The following is a 17,796-nucleotide window of genomic DNA, read 5'->3' on the forward strand; positions in this document are numbered from 1 at the left end:
AATTTCAACGAATTTTTCAACAGAAAAGCGAGCTAATTAATCATTAGCTCGCTTTTCTTTCTTGTTCATAAATGTTAATTCCAGCCTCATGTAACATCCATTCAATATGAACACCATATCCTGATGTTGGATCATTTACAAATACATGTGTAACAGCACCAATTACTTTCCCATTTTGTACAATTGGACTTCCGCTCATGCCTTGTACGATACCACCCGTTTTCGCTAATAAACGTTTGTCTGTTACTTTTATTACCATTCCTTTTGTAGCCGGAAACTTTTGCGGTACTGTACTAACAACTTCAATATCAAACGCTTCCACTTTATCTTTATCAATAACTGTTAATATTTTTGCTGGTCCCTCTTTTACTTGATGAGATAGTGCAATCGGCATTGCTTTATCCATTACGCCATTTGGTATATTTGTATTCAATTTCCCGAATATACCAAATGGACTATTTATTGTAATATTACCAATCACTTCACGATCTGGTGAGAACCTCGCTAACTTCTCTCCTGGATTCCCGTGACTACCTCTTTCAATTGATGTAACTGTCGAACGCATAATTTGTCCATCTTCGACTTGAATCGGCTTTTTCGTATCGTTATCAGAAATAACATGACCAAGTGCCCCATATTTCATAGAATCAGGATGAACAAATGTCATTGTTCCGATTCCAGCTGCCGAATCACGAATATATAACCCAATGCGATAAGACGATTCTCCACTGTCTTTTTGTGGTGTTAACTTAGTACGGATATGTTTTCCATCTCTTAACAAAACAAGATTAAGCGGTTCACCCGTTTCACCACTATTATGAATAAATGGTGCTACATCACTCATTCTTTCAATTGTTTTACCATTAATTTCAGTAATCATATCTCCAATTTCCACACCAGCTGTTTCACCAGGAGATACTTTCCCTTTTTCAGTTTGAATTAAATGATGGCCTACAACAAGTACCCCTTTTGTGTTTAACTTCACACCAATTGATTGTCCACCTGGAATAACTTTAAAATCTTTCAATACTTTCACATTTACTTTTTTCACTGGAAAACCAGCAAGCTGAAACACCATATCTGCTTCACCATTTTGATGAGAATTTACCATAAGTCCTTGTTTTTGTTCATTTGAACTTACTGTAAAAACATGACGATCTGTAGATGAAGCTTTAAAAACTGGTAATGACGCTATTTCTGATTGTTGCCCTTCAAAGACAACAAGTTGCTTCGGAGATGAAACAAACGTCCGAAGCGGTTTAAAACACCCAATAAAAACTAAAGAAACAAGGAGACAAAGACCTATTATTTTGCGAAATCTTTCTAATCTCAATTCGTTCACTCTCCTCGCTCCTACCCCACATTCAGCCTCTTGGCTTCACTTTTTAATCTCTCCTTGCAGTGCTTTATTTATAACCGGAAGAATCAAGAAATCATTATTTGAGAAAAAAAGCTATCCATTACTGGATAGCCTCTGCTGTCTGTTTAAAATGATGCGCTTGCGTAAGTAATTCTTTCGCATGTTCTGTCGTTAAATCTGTAATTTCTACACCAGAAATCATTCGAGCTATTTCTGTTACTTTATCCTCCATAGTTAAAACGGTAACTGATGTAATTGTCCGATCATTCGCTACTTGTTTTCGAATAAATAAATGTGAATCCGCCATTGAAGCTACTTGAGGTAAGTGCGTAATACAAAGTACTTGTGAGTTTACTGATACTCGATAAATTTTTTCCGCAATAGCCTGTGCAACTCGACCACTTACACCAGTATCCACTTCATCAAAAATAACAGATGCAACACCTTGATGTTTAGAAAAAATGCTTTTTAAAGCTAAAATAATTCGAGATAACTCTCCGCCAGAAGCGACCTTTGAAAGTGGTTTTAGCGGCTCACCTGGATTTGTTGAAATATAAAATTCCACATGATCGTAGCCATCCGCCGTAAGTCTTACCGGTGCTCCCTCTACAAGAGGCTCTTCAGCATTTCCTACTCTCTTCATAATTCTCACTTCAAATTTTGTTTTTTCCATATACAATTCTTTTAATTCCTGATGAATAGCATTTGTAAGATGCTCTGCAAGCTCATGACGCATATTACTTAACAACGTTGCTTCTTTCAGAATAACACTTTCTAATTCCTTTAACTGCTTCTTCGTCGTTTCAATATGAACGTCTTTATTTTCAATCGTAAAAATTTCTTGTTCAATTTTATCAGCATACGCTAAAATCTCTTCTACAGTATTTCCATATTTTCTCTTTAGCATACGAATTTCATTTAAACGCGTTTCAATTTCATCTAAGCGATTCGGATCATATTCCATCATATCGAGCTTTTCTCTTAGTTGATACGCAACTTCTTCTAATAAGTAATAGCTATTTGCAATTGAATCATGGTTTTCTTGATACACTTCATCTAAATGTGTAATACTCTCCATTTGTCCCATTGCGCTTCGTATATTATCTAATCCTTGTCCATCAGCGCTTAGTGAGCGATATGCATCGCCTAATGCTTTGTAAATTTTTTCGAAATTGGAAATTTGCAATCGTTCTTCAGTTAATTCATTTTCTTCATCCATCTTTAAATCCGCCTTACGGATTTCTTCATGCTGGAATTGAATTAAATCTAAACGATGCGCCATTTGTTGTTCATTTTCACTTAACGATTTTAACTGTTTTTTTAACTTTTCATAGTCAGTGTATACATTTTGATATATACCCAATTGTTTAACAATGCGATCTCCATCAAAATGATCAAGCATAAACATATGACGCTCTTCATTCATTAAATCTTGTGTTTCGTGCTGCCCATGAATATCAACAAGTGTTTTTCCAATTTCCTTTAATATACTAAGGGTAACCAGTTTCCCATTTACACGACATACACTTTTTCCGTTTGCAGCGATATCACGCTTCAAAATAATCATGCCGTCTTCTATTTCTATATCCAATTCTTCTGCCTTTTCAATACACGGATGCTTATCATCTTCTACATAAAATAACCCTTCTATCTCAGCTTTTTCTGTTCCGTATCGAACAAATTCCGCTGAACCACGGCCACCTACAAGTAAACTAATCGCATCAATAATAATCGATTTTCCGGCTCCTGTTTCGCCACTTAAAACCGTTAACCCTTTTTGAAAAGAAATATTTAATGCCTCAATAATAGCAAAGTTTCTAATCGATAATTCCGATAACAATGCCCCATTCACCTCGTTATAAACTAATCCCCTATTAAGGGCTTTTCTCAGTTCTTCATTCAAATAGTCATACTATATGTTTGTATGTATAAATTACTTTTCTAACCGCTCCATTGTACCAAACATTTGTTTTACGGGTCAATCCACCTATTTTCTAATTTTATTCAAAGAAAATATTATATTACAATTAGAAATTCACATTTTTAACCAATAAAAATATCCTGTTCACTTTCCACTTTACAGAGGAAAGCAAACAAGATTTTTTTGTTACAACATATTTAAGAAACGATCAGAGACAACACCTGTATCTTCAGGTGTACGGCAAATAATTAAGCAAGTATCATCACCACAGATGGTTCCGATGATCTCATCCCACTCTAAATGATCAATAAGTGCTCCAAGTGAATGAGCGTTACCAGGCAATGTTTTTAGCACAAGCATATGTCCTGCCGTGTCTAATTTTACAAATGAATCCACTAGATTGCGTTTTAATTTTTGTAACGGGTTAAATCGTTGATCTGCTGGCAAGCTATATTTATAGCGACCATCATGTAATGGCACTTTCACTAAGTGCAGTTCTTTAATATCGCGCGATACTGTTGCTTGCGTTACATTAAATCCCTCATTACGTAAAATATCAACTAATTCATCTTGTGTTTCAATTTCTTTGTTCGCAATAATTTCCCTGATTTTAATATGGCGCTGACCTTTATTCATACATTTGCACCTCACACTATCTCTTACCATAGTTTAAACATTGGTATACTTCACTTATTTATGTTAACTTATAATTCGTTGCTTGTACACAATTGTTTTTACAATCATTATACAATTACAACAAAAAGAGGAACAACATATGTTATTCCCCTTTTCCTTTTTGTTTTAAGACATCATGCGCCTCTGTAACTACTTGCTCAACAGAAACTGGAGAATGATTTTCACCATTCTCGCGTTCACCATGCCATTTCAGATGAATTAAAAATTCAATATTACCATCCCCGCCCGTAATTGGTGAGAATGTTAAACCTTCTACATCGTATCCTTCTTTTATAGCAAAGTCGACAATCATTTCCACGACAGCCTCATGTACTTTTCGATCACGAACGATACCTTTTTTCCCAACTTGCTCTCTTCCAGCTTCAAACTGTGGTTTAATTAATGCCGCTACATCCCCATTAGGCATAAGCATTGTTTTTAAAACCGGCAGTATAAGCTTTAATGATATAAATGAAACATCGATACTAGCAAATTGCGGTAAACCACGGTCTAAGTCTGCTGGTGTCACGTAACGGAAGTTTGTCCGTTCCATTACGACAACACGCTCATCTTGACGCAATTTCCACGCAAGTTGATTGTATCCTACATCTAATGCATAAGATAATTTCGCTCCGTTTTGAAGCGCACAATCTGTGAAGCCACCAGTTGATGAACCAATATCTATCATAACTTTATCTTGTAAATCCAGGTGAAATGTCTCTAATGCCTTTTCAAGTTTATAACCACCACGGCTTACATACGGCATAACTTGTCCCTTCACCGTAATCTCCGTATCTTGTGGGATCTTCTCTCCTGGCTTATCAAGTCTCATCTCATTCGCATATACAAGTCCGGCCATAACGGCGCGTTTTGCTTTCTCACGTGTTTCTATAAGTCCTCGCTCTACTAATAGTACATCTACTCTTTCTTTTTTTGCACTCATTTGTTACGCCCTTTTTTGTTTTGATGGAATCATTGTATGAATACGGTCTACAACAGCATCTGTCGTTAAACCAATTTCTTCTAATAATTTTGTTACACTACCGTGCTCTATGAAACGGTCTGGAATACCCATTCTTTCAACTAACGCACTATGGTACCCGTTCTCAGACGCAAATTCAACTACTCCCGTTCCAAAACCACCAATTAAGCAAGCTTCTTCAATCGTTAAAATCGGTATATTTTTCCCTAAGAGATCATGTAAATATGCTTCATCCATCGGTTTAATAAAGCGTGCGTTCACTACTTTCACTGAAACTCCAGCCTTTTCAAGACGCTCAGCTGCTTCCATTGCCATTGGTATTGTCGTACCGAATGTTAAAATAGCCGCTTGTGTACCTTCTTTTAACGTTTCCCATGAACCGATTGGAATCGCCTTTAATTCTTCATCCATATGAACGCCAAGTCCATTACCGCGCGCATAACGTAATGCGATTGGTCCATCTTCATATTGCATCGCCGTATATACTAAATGTTGCCCTTCATTTTCATCTTTCGGCATCATAAGTACCATATTCGGCAAATGACGTAAGAATGAAATATCAAACACACCTTGATGCGTTTCACCATCTGCTCCTACTAAACCAGAGCGATCGATTCCGATGAAGACATTTAAATTTTGGCGGCATATATCATGAACAACTTGGTCATACGCTCTTTGTAAGAATGTTGAATAAATCGCTAAGAATGGCTTCATACCTTGCGTTGCCATACCCGCTGCCATTGTTGTAGCATGCTGTTCTGCAATACCTACATCAATCATACGATCCGGGAATTCTTTTTGGAATTTCTCAAGTTTCGATCCAACAGGCATTGCAGGTGTAATTGCAACGATACGCTCATCCGTTCTCGCTAGCTTAAGTACTGTATCACTAACAACAGCACTCCATGCTGGTGCAACTTCTTTCGGTTTAACGAAGTCACCTGATTCAATTTTATAAGGTCCTGTTCCATGCCAAGTTCCAATAACATCACTCTCAGCTGGTTTATAACCTTTTCCTTTTTTCGTAATAACATGAACAAGCACTGGGCCTTTTGTTTTCTTTGCATATTGCAACGTTTCGAATAACTTTTCATAATCATGCCCATCAACTGGACCTAAATATGTAAAGCCTAATTCTTCGAAAAAGACACCGGATACTAGTAAATATTTAAGACTATCTTTTATTTTCTCTGCTGTCGCAGCAACTTTCCCACCGACTGCTGGGATTTTCTTCAATATATACTCTAGTTCATCTTTTACCCAATGGTATTTCCCAGCGGTACGTAGACGTCCAAGCACATTATGAAGCGCACCAACGTTTGGTGCAATTGACATTTCATTATCATTCAAAATAACAATCATGTCTGTTTTTTCATGTCCAATATGGTTCAATGCCTCTAAAGCCATTCCACCTGTTAGAGCACCATCTCCAATGATTGGTATAACATATTCTTTCGTTTTCTTTAAATCACGTGCTAGAGCCATTCCCATTGCAGCAGATAATGATGTCGAGCTATGGCCAGTTTCCCATACATCGTGCTCACTCTCGCAACGTTTCGGGAAACCACATAGGCCTTGATATTGCCTTAATGTACCGAATTCCTTTGCACGTCCTGTTAAAATTTTATGTACATAGGATTGATGTCCTACGTCCCATAAAAATTTATCTTTCGGACTATCAAATAATTTATGCAGAGCAATTGTGAGTTCTACTACACCTAAATTAGGTGCAATATGTCCACCTGTTTGAGAGAGCTCTTCAATTAAAAACTTACGAATATCCTCACTCAATCCCTCTAGTTCACCGATAGACATATCTTTCAAAAAACTAGGGTTTTGAATTTGCGTTAGATCCACATGGATCACTCACTTTCATTTCATAATCTGTCAACATGTCAAATATTATAAAAAACATTTACACAAAACAAGAAATTCTCTTTTTTATTTTTCACCTTGTCCTGCTATTAACCAGTCTATTGCGCCCTAATCCTATTATAAACCATATTTCTTTAGGCGATGAAAAAAATAGCCGCTAACACGAAGTGATAACGGCAATGTAATCTACATATATTTTTGCCAATAACAAGAAAAGAAAAACCTTTTCCTACATTTATATCATAAAATGATGAATGACTCAACAAATGGAAACGCTGTTATATTAGTTATTACGTTTTGCAATCAAATCGCAAATAGATAGTAAATATTCATCTTGTAATTGCAAGGAACCAATAGCATCTTTTGCTTTTGCAATTGTATCTTCTAAAATATCCTTTGCTCTATCTACAGTAAATAACGTCGTATATGTGCTCTTTTCGTTGGAAACATCACTACCAATCGGTTTTCCAATCTCTTCTTCCGTCCCTTCCACATCTAGAATATCATCTCGAATTTGGAACGCTAGGCCGATATATTTCGCAAACGCAAGTAACTTTTCTTCTTGTTCTTCTGTGGCATCAGAAAGTATCGATCCGGCAAGTACAGCAAATTCAAGTAGTTTCCCAGTCTTATGCTTATGAATATACTCCAACTCATCAATCGTAAGCTGTTTCCCTTCAGCTTCCATATCTGCCACTTGTCCGCCAACCATTCCTTCTGGCCCTGCCGCTTTTGCAAGCTCAAGTACAAGTCTTACTTTTTTTTCAGCAGAGATTTCCTTTTGTTCATATGCCATAATAACTTGAAAAGCATACGTCAACAAACCATCGCCTGCTAAAACTGCCATCGCTTCACCAAATACTTTATGATTTGTGGGCTTCCCTCTTCTTAAATCATCATCATCCATACAAGGTAAATCATCATGAACTAACGAGTATGTATGTATCATTTCAAGAGCACAAGCTGCACCTACTCCAAGATTTCTTTCTTTACCAAACGCTTGTAATGTCGCAAATAAAAGTAACGGGCGGAGACGCTTTCCACCCGCTTCCAAAGAATATGCCATCGCTTCACGAAGTACATTTGGACATTGTAATTCATTTGCATAGCTTACAAGCTTCTCTTCTACGAAAGTTTTACTTTCTTTCAAAAAAGTATCAAAAGCAACAGTCACTATGCTTCATCTCCTAAAGCAGTAAACGGTTCAAGCTCTCCATCTTCCCCAAGAATTACTGCCATTTGTTCTTGTACGTTCTTCAACTTCTCATCACAAAGCTTTGATAATTCCATACCTTCTTTAAAATAAGAAATTGCTTCTTCTAAAGGTACGTCACCTTGCTCTAGCTTAGAAACGAGATGCTCAAGTTGCGAAATTGCCTCTTCAAAGCTTAATTTATTTTCCATTATTCAATTCACGCTCCTCTATGCCTGATACGCTACAATCTAGTATTCCATCTTGTAATTGAACTGAAACAGCATCTCCAAGGCTGACATCTTTCACACTTTTTAACACTTGCTTCTCTTCATCATATACAAGCCCATACCCTCTCATCATTACTTTGAGCGGACTTAACGCTTCAAGTTTTTGAGCAACTCTTACAAAGGCAAATTCTTTCGTTTGAAGTAATGTTTGCATTTCACGTTGCAATTGCTTTTGCAATGTTTCAACCGCTACCTTTGTTTGTATAATTTTTTGAGCTGGGTGGTGCTTTTCTAAATAAAATGAAAGTTGTTTTAACTGATTTAACTTTTTATCAATATAACGCTCTTTCGCTAAAACAAGCTGTTCTAACGCTCTATCTAATTGCTCTTCTTTTTGCTCATATACTTGTCTTGGATAACGGAATGCATAAGATTTTTGCAATACTTGTAGTTTTTCTTCTTTTTTATGTACTAACTCTCTCATTGCTCTTTGCAATCTTAGAGTTCTTTGTAATACCTTTTCTTGTAACTCTATAATGTTAGGCGCTGCCAGCTCAGCTGCTGCAGTCGGTGTTGGCGCACGTAAATCGGCAACAAAATCCGCAATTGTAAAGTCCGTTTCATGACCTACTGCCGAAATAATAGGGATCTCACTCTTAAAGATTGCCCTTGCAACCATTTCTTCATTAAACGCCCATAATTCCTCAATAGAGCCTCCCCCGCGCCCAACGATTAGGACATCTATCTCTCCCATTTCATTCGCTGTACGAATCGCTTGTACAATTGAGGGAGCTGCTGACTCCCCCTGTACAAGTACCGGAAACACAATAATATTTCCAATTGGATAACGACGTTTAATCGTTGTTATAATATCACGAATCGCAGCTCCTGTTGGCGACGTAATCACACCTATTGTTTTAGCATAAGGAGGAATTGTTTTTTTATAAACTTGAGAAAACAAACCTTCTTCCTCTAAACGAACCTTCAATTGTTCATAAGCTAAATGCAGGTTTCCGATTCCGTCCGGCTGCATGTCTTGAATATAAATTTGATAAGAACCGCTCGCCTCGTAAACGGAAATTTTCCCTTTCACAAGTACCTTCATCCCATTTTCAGGTCTGAATTTAATATTGCGATTATGACCCGCAAACATAACCGCTGCGATTCTTGCATTTTCATCTTTCAATGTAAAATACATATGACCACGGCTATGATTTTTAAAATTGGAAATTTCACCTTTTAACCAAACAGACTGCAAATGCGGGTCATATTCTATTTTTGTTTTTATATAGCGTGTTAACGCTGTAACGGTTAAATATTGTTTCTCCATTTCTCTCTCCTCATAGCCGACTCAAATTATTTACAAACGACACCTGCACGTTTAGCAGATTCTACAGTATTATGAAGAAGCATTGTGATCGTCATTGGACCAACACCCTTTGGCACAGGTGTAATGTAGCCTGCAACGTCTAACACGTTGTCAAAATCAACATCACCACAAAGTTTCCCTGTTTCTAAACGGTTTACACCAACGTCGATTACAACCGCTCCTTCTTTCATATAATCAGCTGTGATCATCTTAGGTCGTCCAACTGCTACGATTAAAATATCAGCTAACTTCGTTAACTCTTTCATATTTTGCGTCTTAGAATGACAGTATGTGACAGTTGCATTTTCATTTAAGAACAATTGTCCCACTGGCTTGCCGACAATATTACTTCTTCCAATTACTACAACATGTTTTCCCGAGATATCAAGATTTGTTTCTTTTACTAATTCTACAATACCGTGCGGTGTACATGGAAGGAATGTATCTTGTCCCGTCATCATACGTCCCACGCTGATTGGGTGAAATCCATCTACATCTTTTTCTGGTGAAATTCTTTCAATGATAGCTTTTTCTTCAATATGTTTTGGTAAAGGTAATTGTACTAATATGCCATTAATGCGATCATCGCCATTTAAGCGATCGATTTCAGCAAGCAAACGCTCCTCAGTAATTGTTTCAGGAAGTTCAATTAGCTCTGAATAGATTCCTACTTGTTCACAGCCCTTTTCTTTTCCTTTTACATAAGAACGAGATGCTGGATCTTCTCCAACTAGAATAACTGCTAATCCTGGTACAATCCCTTGCTCTTTCAACTTCACAACTTCTTCTGTTAATTGTGCTCGTTTTTTCTCCGCAACTTCATTTCCTTTGATGATTACTGCTACCATTTTAAGATTCCCCCTTAAAGAAATTACAGTGTATCTTTTATATTAGATAAAACGCCGTTAATAAAACGACGAGATTCCTCATCCCCAAATGTTTTAGCAATTTCAATCGCTTCGTTAATTGTTACGTTGTGTGGAATTTCTTCCATGTATTTCATTTCATACACAGCTACACGTAAAATACTGCGATCAACAATACTAATACGCTCCAGCTTCCATTTTTTTAAGTTTTGACGAATCGCTTCATCAATGACTTCTTTATTTTCTACAAAACCTACTACAAGTGATTCCAAAAACTCATTTGTTTCTTCACCTTCATCTAGCGTGTTTTCCACCGCTACTTTCGGTTCTAATTCACCTGTAATATCCATTTGGTATAATGCTTGCATCGCTCTTTCTCTAGCCGTCCTACGTTTCATTGTAACTCTCCTTTATGCTTCAAGTCTTTCCTTATGCTTTGTTATATTATTATAATTTATAAGCCGTCAATTCACTTACTCTTACAGTTTTCATTGATTTTCCAACCTTATAATACAATGATAATAACACAATTTATCGTTTCACACACGGGTTACAAGGCTGAAAAATAATAAAAAGATTAACTTCAAGTTCCATATCTTATCACAATGTACGTTTTTTGGAAAAACGAAACATTTCCTTTTTGATTTCTTATTTTTTGAAATAGTATAATAATTAGAGGGTTTTAATTTGTGAAGAAATGAAACGATAAAAAAGGTGCCTATGTTACTAGGCACCTTTTTCATTCTTACACTGGTTCGATTTCTGTTTTTTGTGTTTCGAATGTTACGCCAACGATGTGAACATTCACTTCTTTTGGCTCAAGCCCTGTCATTGTAAAGAGTGCCTGGCGAATGTTGTCTTGAATCTTTTGTGCAACAACTGGAATTGCTACGCCAAAGTACATCACAACATAAAGGTCAACGATAATATCTTCGTTTGCTAATTCAACCTTTACACCTTTACCATGATTTTTCTTACCTAACTTCTCAACAACATCTGTAGCAAAATTACCACGCATTGCCGCTACACCTTCTACCTCAGCAGCTGCAATACCTGCGATTACTTCAATTACTTCTGGTGCAATTTCTACTTTACCAAGAGTTGTATCTTGACCCATATCTAACATATGTTCAGCCATGAAAAAAACCTCCTTTAATGTATCACTGCGTCACAAGTTCATGCTCTTCCAAAAATTTCGTATTAAACTCACCTTTTACAAAATCAGGATGATCTAGCAATTGCAAATGGAACGGGATTGTTGTATGTACGCCTTCAATGACAAACTCACTGAGTGCACGCTTCATTTTTGCAATTGCCTCTTCACGTGTTTTTCCGTGAACAATTAATTTAGCAACCATCGAATCATAGAAAGGTGGGATTGAATATCCCGGATATACAGCTGAATCGACGCGAATACCAAATCCGCCTGGTGGCAAGTACATTTCTACTTTACCTGGAGATGGCATAAATTTTTTGGCAGGGTTTTCCGCATTAATTCGGCATTCAATTGCCCAACCATTAAATTGTACTTCTTCTTGCTGTAACGATAACTTTTCTCCAGAAGCAACACGAATTTGTTCTTTAATTAAATCCATCCCTGTTACCATTTCAGTAACTGGATGCTCAACTTGAATTCTCGTATTCATCTCCATGAAATAAAAGCTTTTCGTTCTATATTCATAAATAAACTCAACCGTACCAGCACCTGTATAATCAACCGCTACCGCCGCTTTAACTGCCGCCTCACCCATCTGCTTACGAACATTTTCATCAAGTGCAGGTGATGGACTTTCTTCTAGTAGTTTTTGCAAGCGGCGCTGAATTGTACAATCACGCTCTCCTAAATGAATGGCATTTCCGTGTGTATCTGCCATTATTTGAATCTCAACATGGCGGAAATCTTCAACGTACTTTTCTAAGTATACACCAGGGTTCCCAAAAGCGGTACTAGCTTCTTGCTGTGTAATTTGAATTCCTTTTACAAGCTCTTCTTCATGGCGTGCGACACGAATACCTTTTCCGCCGCCACCTGCAGTCGCTTTAATAATAACTGGATATCCAATTTGATTAGCAAGCTCGATCGCTTCTTCGGTATTTTTAATAATCCCTTGTGAACCTGGTACAATCGGAACCCCTGCTTCTTTCATTGTATCACGAGCAACGTCTTTTGTGCCCATCTTTGAAATAGCTTCTGGACTTGGACCGATAAAAATCAAGTTACATTCACGGCATAACTCTGCAAAATCGGCATTCTCTGCTAAAAATCCGTATCCCGGATGAATAGCATCACAGCCTGTTAACTTCGCAACACTAATAATGTTCGTCAAATTTAAATAGCTTTCTTTCGAAATCGTTGGCCCTACACAATACGCCTCATCAGCAATTTGTACGTGAAGTGACTCTTTATCTGCTTCTGAATAAATTGCGACTGTTTCAATATCCATTTCTTTACAAGCACGAATAATTCGTACAGCAATTTCCCCACGATTGGCTATTAATACTTTTTTTATCATCACTAAGACTCCCTTATTACGCTTTTACAAGAAATAGCGGTTGTCCATACTCCACAAGTTGTCCATTATTAACAAGAATTTCAACAATTTCACCGTCTACATCAGCATCGATTTCGTTAAATAATTTCATAGCCTCGACAATGCATACGATAGAATCTTTCGATACTCTATCCCCTACACTTACATATGCAGGTGTATCCGGCGAAGAAGAAGAATAGAATGTACCTACCATTGGTGATGTAATTTTATGTAGGTTTTCATTTTGAACAGCTTTTTTCTCTTCTTGTTTTGGTACTTCCACTTGTGCTGCCGCTACTGTTGTTTCAACTTCAACAGGTGCTACTGGTTGCACGACTTGTTTTGCTACAGGTGCTTGCACAGCAACTACTTCATTGCCACGCTTTTTCATTTTGATTGTCGTACCATCTTTTTTGTATTCAAATTCATCAATATTAGAGCTATCAATTAATTTAATTAATTCACGAACTTCTTGAATTTTAAACATGTAAAATCCACTCCCATACTCTTGTTTGTCCCGTTTTTACAGATTCTCGCCATTAAAACTAGATTGACTGTAAAAATACGATGTACTCTATTAGAAAATGCATTTCATTTACTAATAGAAATAATTGCTATTTCCATCTTACGATAAATTTTTTAAACATTCCAATTTATATTTCTTTATAATAAATCGAAACTCCTGTAAAAATATTATTTCAATAAAAAATTTATTACCTAGTAATAATACCAAGTTTCACACAAAATTGGCAAGACCACTTCCTAAAAAACATTCCTTACTTTTTTCAAAACACTACAAAGTAAACATATCATTACCGCTCCACTCTTCACTTCATCTATAGTCAATAACATATTTTTACCAAATATTATTTTTTTGTTTACACCCCGTTCATCATTCCTTCATATAAGAATAGTATGTTCAAAGTGTAGAAAATATATCGTATCGAGGTGTGGACATATGATATGGCTCATTCTCTTCTTACCTGCCGTAATGGTCTGGGCATTCGTTCTTTTCATCCACGTCAAATCCGGAAAAAGTAATCATCGTTACCATGAACCGCTAATCTTTTACTCACAACGTATTTCTCCGTTCCGAGTTGAACATAGTAAAAACAACTACAAAGACGAAACGGAAAAAAGCTATCGAAAATGATAGCTTTTTTCTATTATTATTTTTATCTAACTATTTTCAAACAATCCAATTCGTAAAAACTAATAATCCACGGAGGATTTCCCCGCGGATTATTAGTTTTATTTTGTTGGTGGATCAAATTTCACACCTACATCTTTTGAGCCGCCTTCACTTCTTACAAGCTGTATAATTTTATTCGCTTCTTTTTGTGAATGCTTTGCTGCTTTCACAGTTACTCTAATGTCAGTTCCATCAGCTCTTACAAGAGCATCTTTATATCCTCCTTGAGACTTAATTACTGTCTCAAGTAATTCTTGCTTCGTTTCCATTGTAGTAATTGCATCAAAATTATCTTTCGCTTTACTCTTTTCTGTTGCTGAAGATTTTGCTGAATTCATCACTTCTTGTAATCTTGATTTTTCTTCACTTCGCTGATCTTCCATTTGCATACGTAATGCTGTGAAATTTTCATCACTTGATTGAACTGTTACGTTAGCATCTTTTTTACTTGTTTCTTTGTTAGCACTCTCTTTTTTGTCTGTTTCTTTATTTGTTTCTTTATTTGATGTTTCCTTGCTTGTAGTTTCTTTTTTTGGCGTTTCTTTCGGTGCTTCATTTGTTACTGCTTTATCAGTACCTTGTTTTTCTTGTCCAATCTTTTCACCTGTTGCCGGCGATGCAGTATTCATTTTGTCAGGAGTTGTTACGTAATAAACAGATAGTACAACAACTAAACTTAACATCGTTAATAACCAAACCGTTTGTTTTTTTAACACTTTATTTCCTCCCTATCAATTTTTCGGCGAAACTGAAACACGATGGGCTGGTACATCTAGCAGCCGTATTACAGCTTCTTTTACCATCGCTTTAACTTGTATATTATCCACTCCTTTTGCTACGACAAGAACACCTCGCACTTTCGGTTTCTCTGTTCGTAAAACAACAGGAGTTTCTTTATCACCTTCACGTATAATGACTGTCTTTTCATCAAGGGACTCATTTTCTACTTTCCTCTGACCACCTGTCTTATCTGTTTCACTTGTTGTGTCTGAACGTTTCACTGTATTTTTTTCTAATATTTTTTCTTCAGATGAATCTAAATTTACTTTAATCGTTACATCTTTTACTCCCGCTATGTCTTCTAAGGCTGCTTTTAATTCTTGTTCATACGCTTTTTCATACTTTTCTACATTTGACATACTATCGTTATTTTTTTGTCCAAAAGTTGGCACGTCTTTTTCTTGATTTTGCGTTTTTTGTTCTTTAAATACAGGTACTTCTTCCTTTTTACTTGAAAAGTAACTACTAGAAAACATAAGCAAAATTCCAAGTATGAGTAGGACAAGTAAAAACTTAGGTGTTACCTTCTTCCCTTTCTCATTACTCTCTTTTTCATCCCCATTCAATAAGTTTCGAAAAAATGAAAACTTTGAATTTTTATCTTTATTGTCCATTTACTCTACCTGTCCTCCCTTCCATTTGAACTTGGATTTGTTTATTCTCTAGTTGCCACCTGCTTGAAAAGAAGTCTTTCATTTCTACATTTGTTTCTTCTACTTTTTTCGGAGGTTCTTTCGTGTTAATTTCAACTGGCTTTACTGTTTCAATTGCATCATTTTTACTACGTTCTTTTTCTTTCAACGTCACAACAACAGTTTGAATATCTTTCGCTGACTTTACTTCCGCGGTGCTTTCCGCTGCGACTATTTGTATTTCAGAGACTGTCATACCATACTTTTTCTCGAATTCTTTTCCTACTTCTTTTTTCATTTTGGTAGCCATCTCTTCTAAACTATATGCACGTGTTAGAGCTTGTATTTCTTTTTTCTTCGAATCTATTGAATTTTTTACAGATCCTTCTGCTACGTACTTCTCTTCATTAAAATTTGCGATTACTTCATTCACATCTGTTTGCAATAGTTTAAAAAGAGGCGTTAAAATTAAAACAACTAATAATAGACTTACAACGAATTTGACGTACTTTTGCAAATTAGAATTTGGAAGAATAAGATGCAGCATTGTCGCTAAGAGTAAAAAAACGATAATATTTCTAATCCACTCTGTAACAAATTGCATACCCTTCACCTCCTACCGCATCATAAGTGTAATGTTCCCCGCAGCAATAATAATTGTGATACTTAAAAAGAACATAAATGATACGATAGCTAAGCAAGCAAATACATAAATGATGCTTCGCCCGATAATATCTAAACATTGAATAATTGCTCCGCTGCCAACTGGCTGTAATACTGCTGCTGCGAATTTATAAATAAACGCGATACAAAAAATTTGAATCGCTGGAAAAGCAACAATTAAGCATAGAATGACGAGCCCGATAATTCCGACTGTGTTTTTTAATAACCCCGATGCACTAATAACAGTATCCGCCGCCTCTGTAAACATTCTTCCTACTACGGGAATAAAGTTCCCTGTTACAAATTTAGCAGTTTTCACAGCGATTCCATCAGCAACCGCTGTCGCTGTTCCTTGTACAGATAATACCCCTAAAAAAATCGTTAAAAAAATACCGATAATCCCAACGCTAACGTTTTGCAGAAGCTTGAACAATTTCGTAACTTTATATTGATCACTCATTGTACTTACAATACTTAATATCGTTGCAAGTAATAAAAGTGGTAGAACGATATAATTCATCAAAAGCCCGCTCGTGTTCATTAAAAAGATGATAATCGGATGAAAAAACGATACAGATACAACACCACCCCCAGTTGCTATGAGTGCAAGCAAGATTGGCAATAGCGCTAATATGAAATCTACCATTGTTTGTATCGTTTCTCTTGCATATGTCATGACGACATAAAAACTATTTAAAGCGAAAATAATAAGTACCATATATACAACAGCATCAGCAATTTTACTTACACTACTCTTTGAAAATGCAGATTGCAGTGATTGCAACAATGCACTAAAAATTGTAAGCATAATGAGCGTTCCAAGTAACTTCCCATTTGCAACCAGCTCGTGAAATAAATACTTTAATAAACCTAGCATCCACTCTTTTATAGAAATTTCTTTTTCTCCCTTCACGAACTCCATAAAGCTACCTTTTTGACTCTCTGGTAAATAACCTCCATATTTTGTAACAAGCCCGTCCCAAAATTGCTTCACATCTTCAATTCCGAGCTTATCCAATTGTTGATCAACGACGTTTGTTTCTACAGGAGAAGCTTGTACAACAACCGGTAAAGAAAAGAAAAGGAAGCAAGCAAATAGCAGCTTAGCTCCAAACCCCCTCAACATTCACTCCCCCTTATCCCGTCGGTAAAAATCCGAGAATAGTTTCAATTACAACCGTCAAAATAGGAATCGCCATTACTAGAATTAAGATTTTTCCAGCTAATTCAATTTTCGAAGCGATTGCACCCTGCCCTGCATCTTTTGTAATTTGCGCTCCAAACTCAGCAATATAAGCAATCCCAATAATTTTTAGCAACGTTTCTACATATACGTTGCTAACTTTCGCTTCACTCGCTACCCTCTCAATCATTTGTAAAATAGAGTGAATTTGATCAATTAAAAGAAGAAACATCACGCTACCTACGAACACAATAAATAACGACGTAATGCTAGATTTATGCTGATTCAATACAGCTGCTAAAAACGTAGCAACGAGGCCTAATCCGACAATTTGTATAATTTCGA

19 protein-coding genes are annotated in these 17,796 nt (G+C 36.4%); 1 reads left to right on the plus strand and 18 read right to left on the minus strand.

The window, feature by feature from the left end; genetic code table 11:
* Positions 1–43: 43 nt before the first annotated feature.
* The 13 genes from spoIVB to accB form a co-directional block, all read right to left on the minus strand.
* Positions 44–1,342: a SpoIVB peptidase gene (spoIVB, locus tag MR113_RS18420; protein WP_242256051.1), complete on the minus strand. Its 1,299-nt coding sequence runs from the start codon at positions 1,340–1,342 to the stop codon at positions 44–46.
* A 118-nt stretch (positions 1,343–1,460) separates the two neighbouring features.
* Positions 1,461–3,200 (minus strand): DNA repair protein RecN, encoded by a 1,740-nt coding sequence (gene recN, locus MR113_RS18425; protein WP_242256053.1) that lies wholly within the window; start codon positions 3,198–3,200, stop codon positions 1,461–1,463.
* A gap of 267 nt (positions 3,201–3,467) precedes the next feature.
* Positions 3,468–3,917, minus strand: coding sequence for an arginine repressor ArgR (argR, locus tag MR113_RS18430; RefSeq protein WP_001032581.1), 450 nt, complete (start codon positions 3,915–3,917; stop codon positions 3,468–3,470).
* Between the two features lie 142 nt (positions 3,918–4,059).
* On the minus strand, positions 4,060–4,899 hold the full coding sequence (locus MR113_RS18435; protein WP_061677472.1) for a TlyA family RNA methyltransferase: 840 nt from the start codon (positions 4,897–4,899) through the stop codon (positions 4,060–4,062).
* Between the two features lie 3 nt (positions 4,900–4,902).
* Positions 4,903–6,795 carry a 1-deoxy-D-xylulose-5-phosphate synthase gene (dxs, locus tag MR113_RS18440; RefSeq protein ID WP_000366438.1) on the minus strand — a complete coding sequence of 631 codons (1,893 nt, stop codon included), beginning with the start codon at positions 6,793–6,795 and terminating at the stop codon, positions 4,903–4,905.
* A 301-nt stretch (positions 6,796–7,096) separates the two neighbouring features.
* Positions 7,097–7,987, minus strand: a complete 891-nt coding sequence (ispA, locus tag MR113_RS18445) for a (2E,6E)-farnesyl diphosphate synthase (protein WP_242256055.1) — start codon at positions 7,985–7,987, stop codon at positions 7,097–7,099.
* Positions 7,987–8,217: an exodeoxyribonuclease VII small subunit gene (gene xseB, locus MR113_RS18450; RefSeq protein ID WP_000428423.1), complete on the minus strand. Its 231-nt coding sequence runs from the start codon at positions 8,215–8,217 to the stop codon at positions 7,987–7,989. Before xseB ends, ispA begins: the two co-directional genes overlap by 1 nt.
* The gene (xseA, locus tag MR113_RS18455; RefSeq protein ID WP_242256057.1) at positions 8,207–9,565 is read right to left on the minus strand and encodes an exodeoxyribonuclease VII large subunit; all 1,359 of its coding nucleotides are present in this window, start codon (positions 9,563–9,565) and stop codon (positions 8,207–8,209) included. Before xseA ends, xseB begins: the two co-directional genes overlap by 11 nt.
* A gap of 26 nt (positions 9,566–9,591) precedes the next feature.
* On the minus strand, positions 9,592–10,452 hold the full coding sequence (gene folD, locus MR113_RS18460) for a bifunctional methylenetetrahydrofolate dehydrogenase/methenyltetrahydrofolate cyclohydrolase FolD (RefSeq protein ID WP_042875514.1): 861 nt from the start codon (positions 10,450–10,452) through the stop codon (positions 9,592–9,594).
* 23 nt (positions 10,453–10,475) lie between these two features.
* Positions 10,476–10,868 (minus strand): N utilization substance protein NusB, encoded by a 393-nt coding sequence (gene nusB / locus MR113_RS18465; protein ID WP_000830249.1) that lies wholly within the window; start codon positions 10,866–10,868, stop codon positions 10,476–10,478.
* Positions 10,869–11,215: 347 nt separating this feature from the next.
* Positions 11,216–11,608 carry an Asp23/Gls24 family envelope stress response protein gene (locus MR113_RS18470; RefSeq protein WP_000807630.1) on the minus strand — a complete coding sequence of 131 codons (393 nt, stop codon included), beginning with the start codon at positions 11,606–11,608 and terminating at the stop codon, positions 11,216–11,218.
* Positions 11,609–11,630: 22 nt separating this feature from the next.
* The gene (accC, locus tag MR113_RS18475) at positions 11,631–12,983 is read right to left on the minus strand and encodes an acetyl-CoA carboxylase biotin carboxylase subunit (protein WP_061677463.1); all 1,353 of its coding nucleotides are present in this window, start codon (positions 12,981–12,983) and stop codon (positions 11,631–11,633) included.
* 16 nt (positions 12,984–12,999) lie between these two features.
* Positions 13,000–13,488, minus strand: a complete 489-nt coding sequence (gene accB / locus MR113_RS18480) for an acetyl-CoA carboxylase biotin carboxyl carrier protein (RefSeq protein ID WP_000472874.1) — start codon at positions 13,486–13,488, stop codon at positions 13,000–13,002.
* Positions 13,489–13,959: 471 nt separating this feature from the next.
* Between accB and MR113_RS18485 the strand changes: the two genes are divergently transcribed.
* Positions 13,960–14,154 (plus strand): hypothetical protein, encoded by a 195-nt coding sequence (locus tag MR113_RS18485; protein WP_033678013.1) that lies wholly within the window; start codon positions 13,960–13,962, stop codon positions 14,152–14,154.
* Between the two features lie 98 nt (positions 14,155–14,252).
* Here the strand turns inward: MR113_RS18485 and MR113_RS18490 are convergent, their stop codons facing one another.
* Genes MR113_RS18490 through spoIIIAD form a run of 5 tightly spaced genes read right to left on the minus strand, consistent with a single transcriptional unit; the run spans position 14,253 to position 17,788 of the window.
* Entirely contained in the window at positions 14,253–14,909 is a 657-nt protein-coding gene (locus MR113_RS18490) for a SpoIIIAH-like family protein (protein ID WP_098585268.1), read from the minus strand.
* 15 nt (positions 14,910–14,924) lie between these two features.
* Positions 14,925–15,587: a stage III sporulation protein AG gene (spoIIIAG, locus tag MR113_RS18495; protein WP_242256059.1), complete on the minus strand. Its 663-nt coding sequence runs from the start codon at positions 15,585–15,587 to the stop codon at positions 14,925–14,927.
* Positions 15,577–16,209 (minus strand): stage III sporulation protein AF, encoded by a 633-nt coding sequence (spoIIIAF, locus tag MR113_RS18500; protein WP_001161039.1) that lies wholly within the window; start codon positions 16,207–16,209, stop codon positions 15,577–15,579. The genes spoIIIAG and spoIIIAF overlap by 11 nt, the downstream gene beginning before the upstream one ends.
* Before the next feature lie 12 nt (positions 16,210–16,221).
* On the minus strand, positions 16,222–17,394 hold the full coding sequence (gene spoIIIAE, locus MR113_RS18505; protein ID WP_242256061.1) for a stage III sporulation protein AE: 1,173 nt from the start codon (positions 17,392–17,394) through the stop codon (positions 16,222–16,224).
* A 10-nt stretch (positions 17,395–17,404) separates the two neighbouring features.
* A complete protein-coding gene (gene spoIIIAD, locus MR113_RS18510) occupies positions 17,405–17,788 on the minus strand; it encodes a stage III sporulation protein AD (protein WP_079998460.1) in 384 nt (127 codons plus the stop codon).
* Between the last annotated feature and the right edge of the window lie 8 nt (positions 17,789–17,796).

It is taken from the genome of Bacillus cereus group sp. BfR-BA-01379, assembly GCF_022663605.1.
In the GTDB taxonomy this organism is placed as follows: Bacteria; Bacillota; Bacilli; order Bacillales; family Bacillaceae_G; genus Bacillus_A; species Bacillus_A mobilis.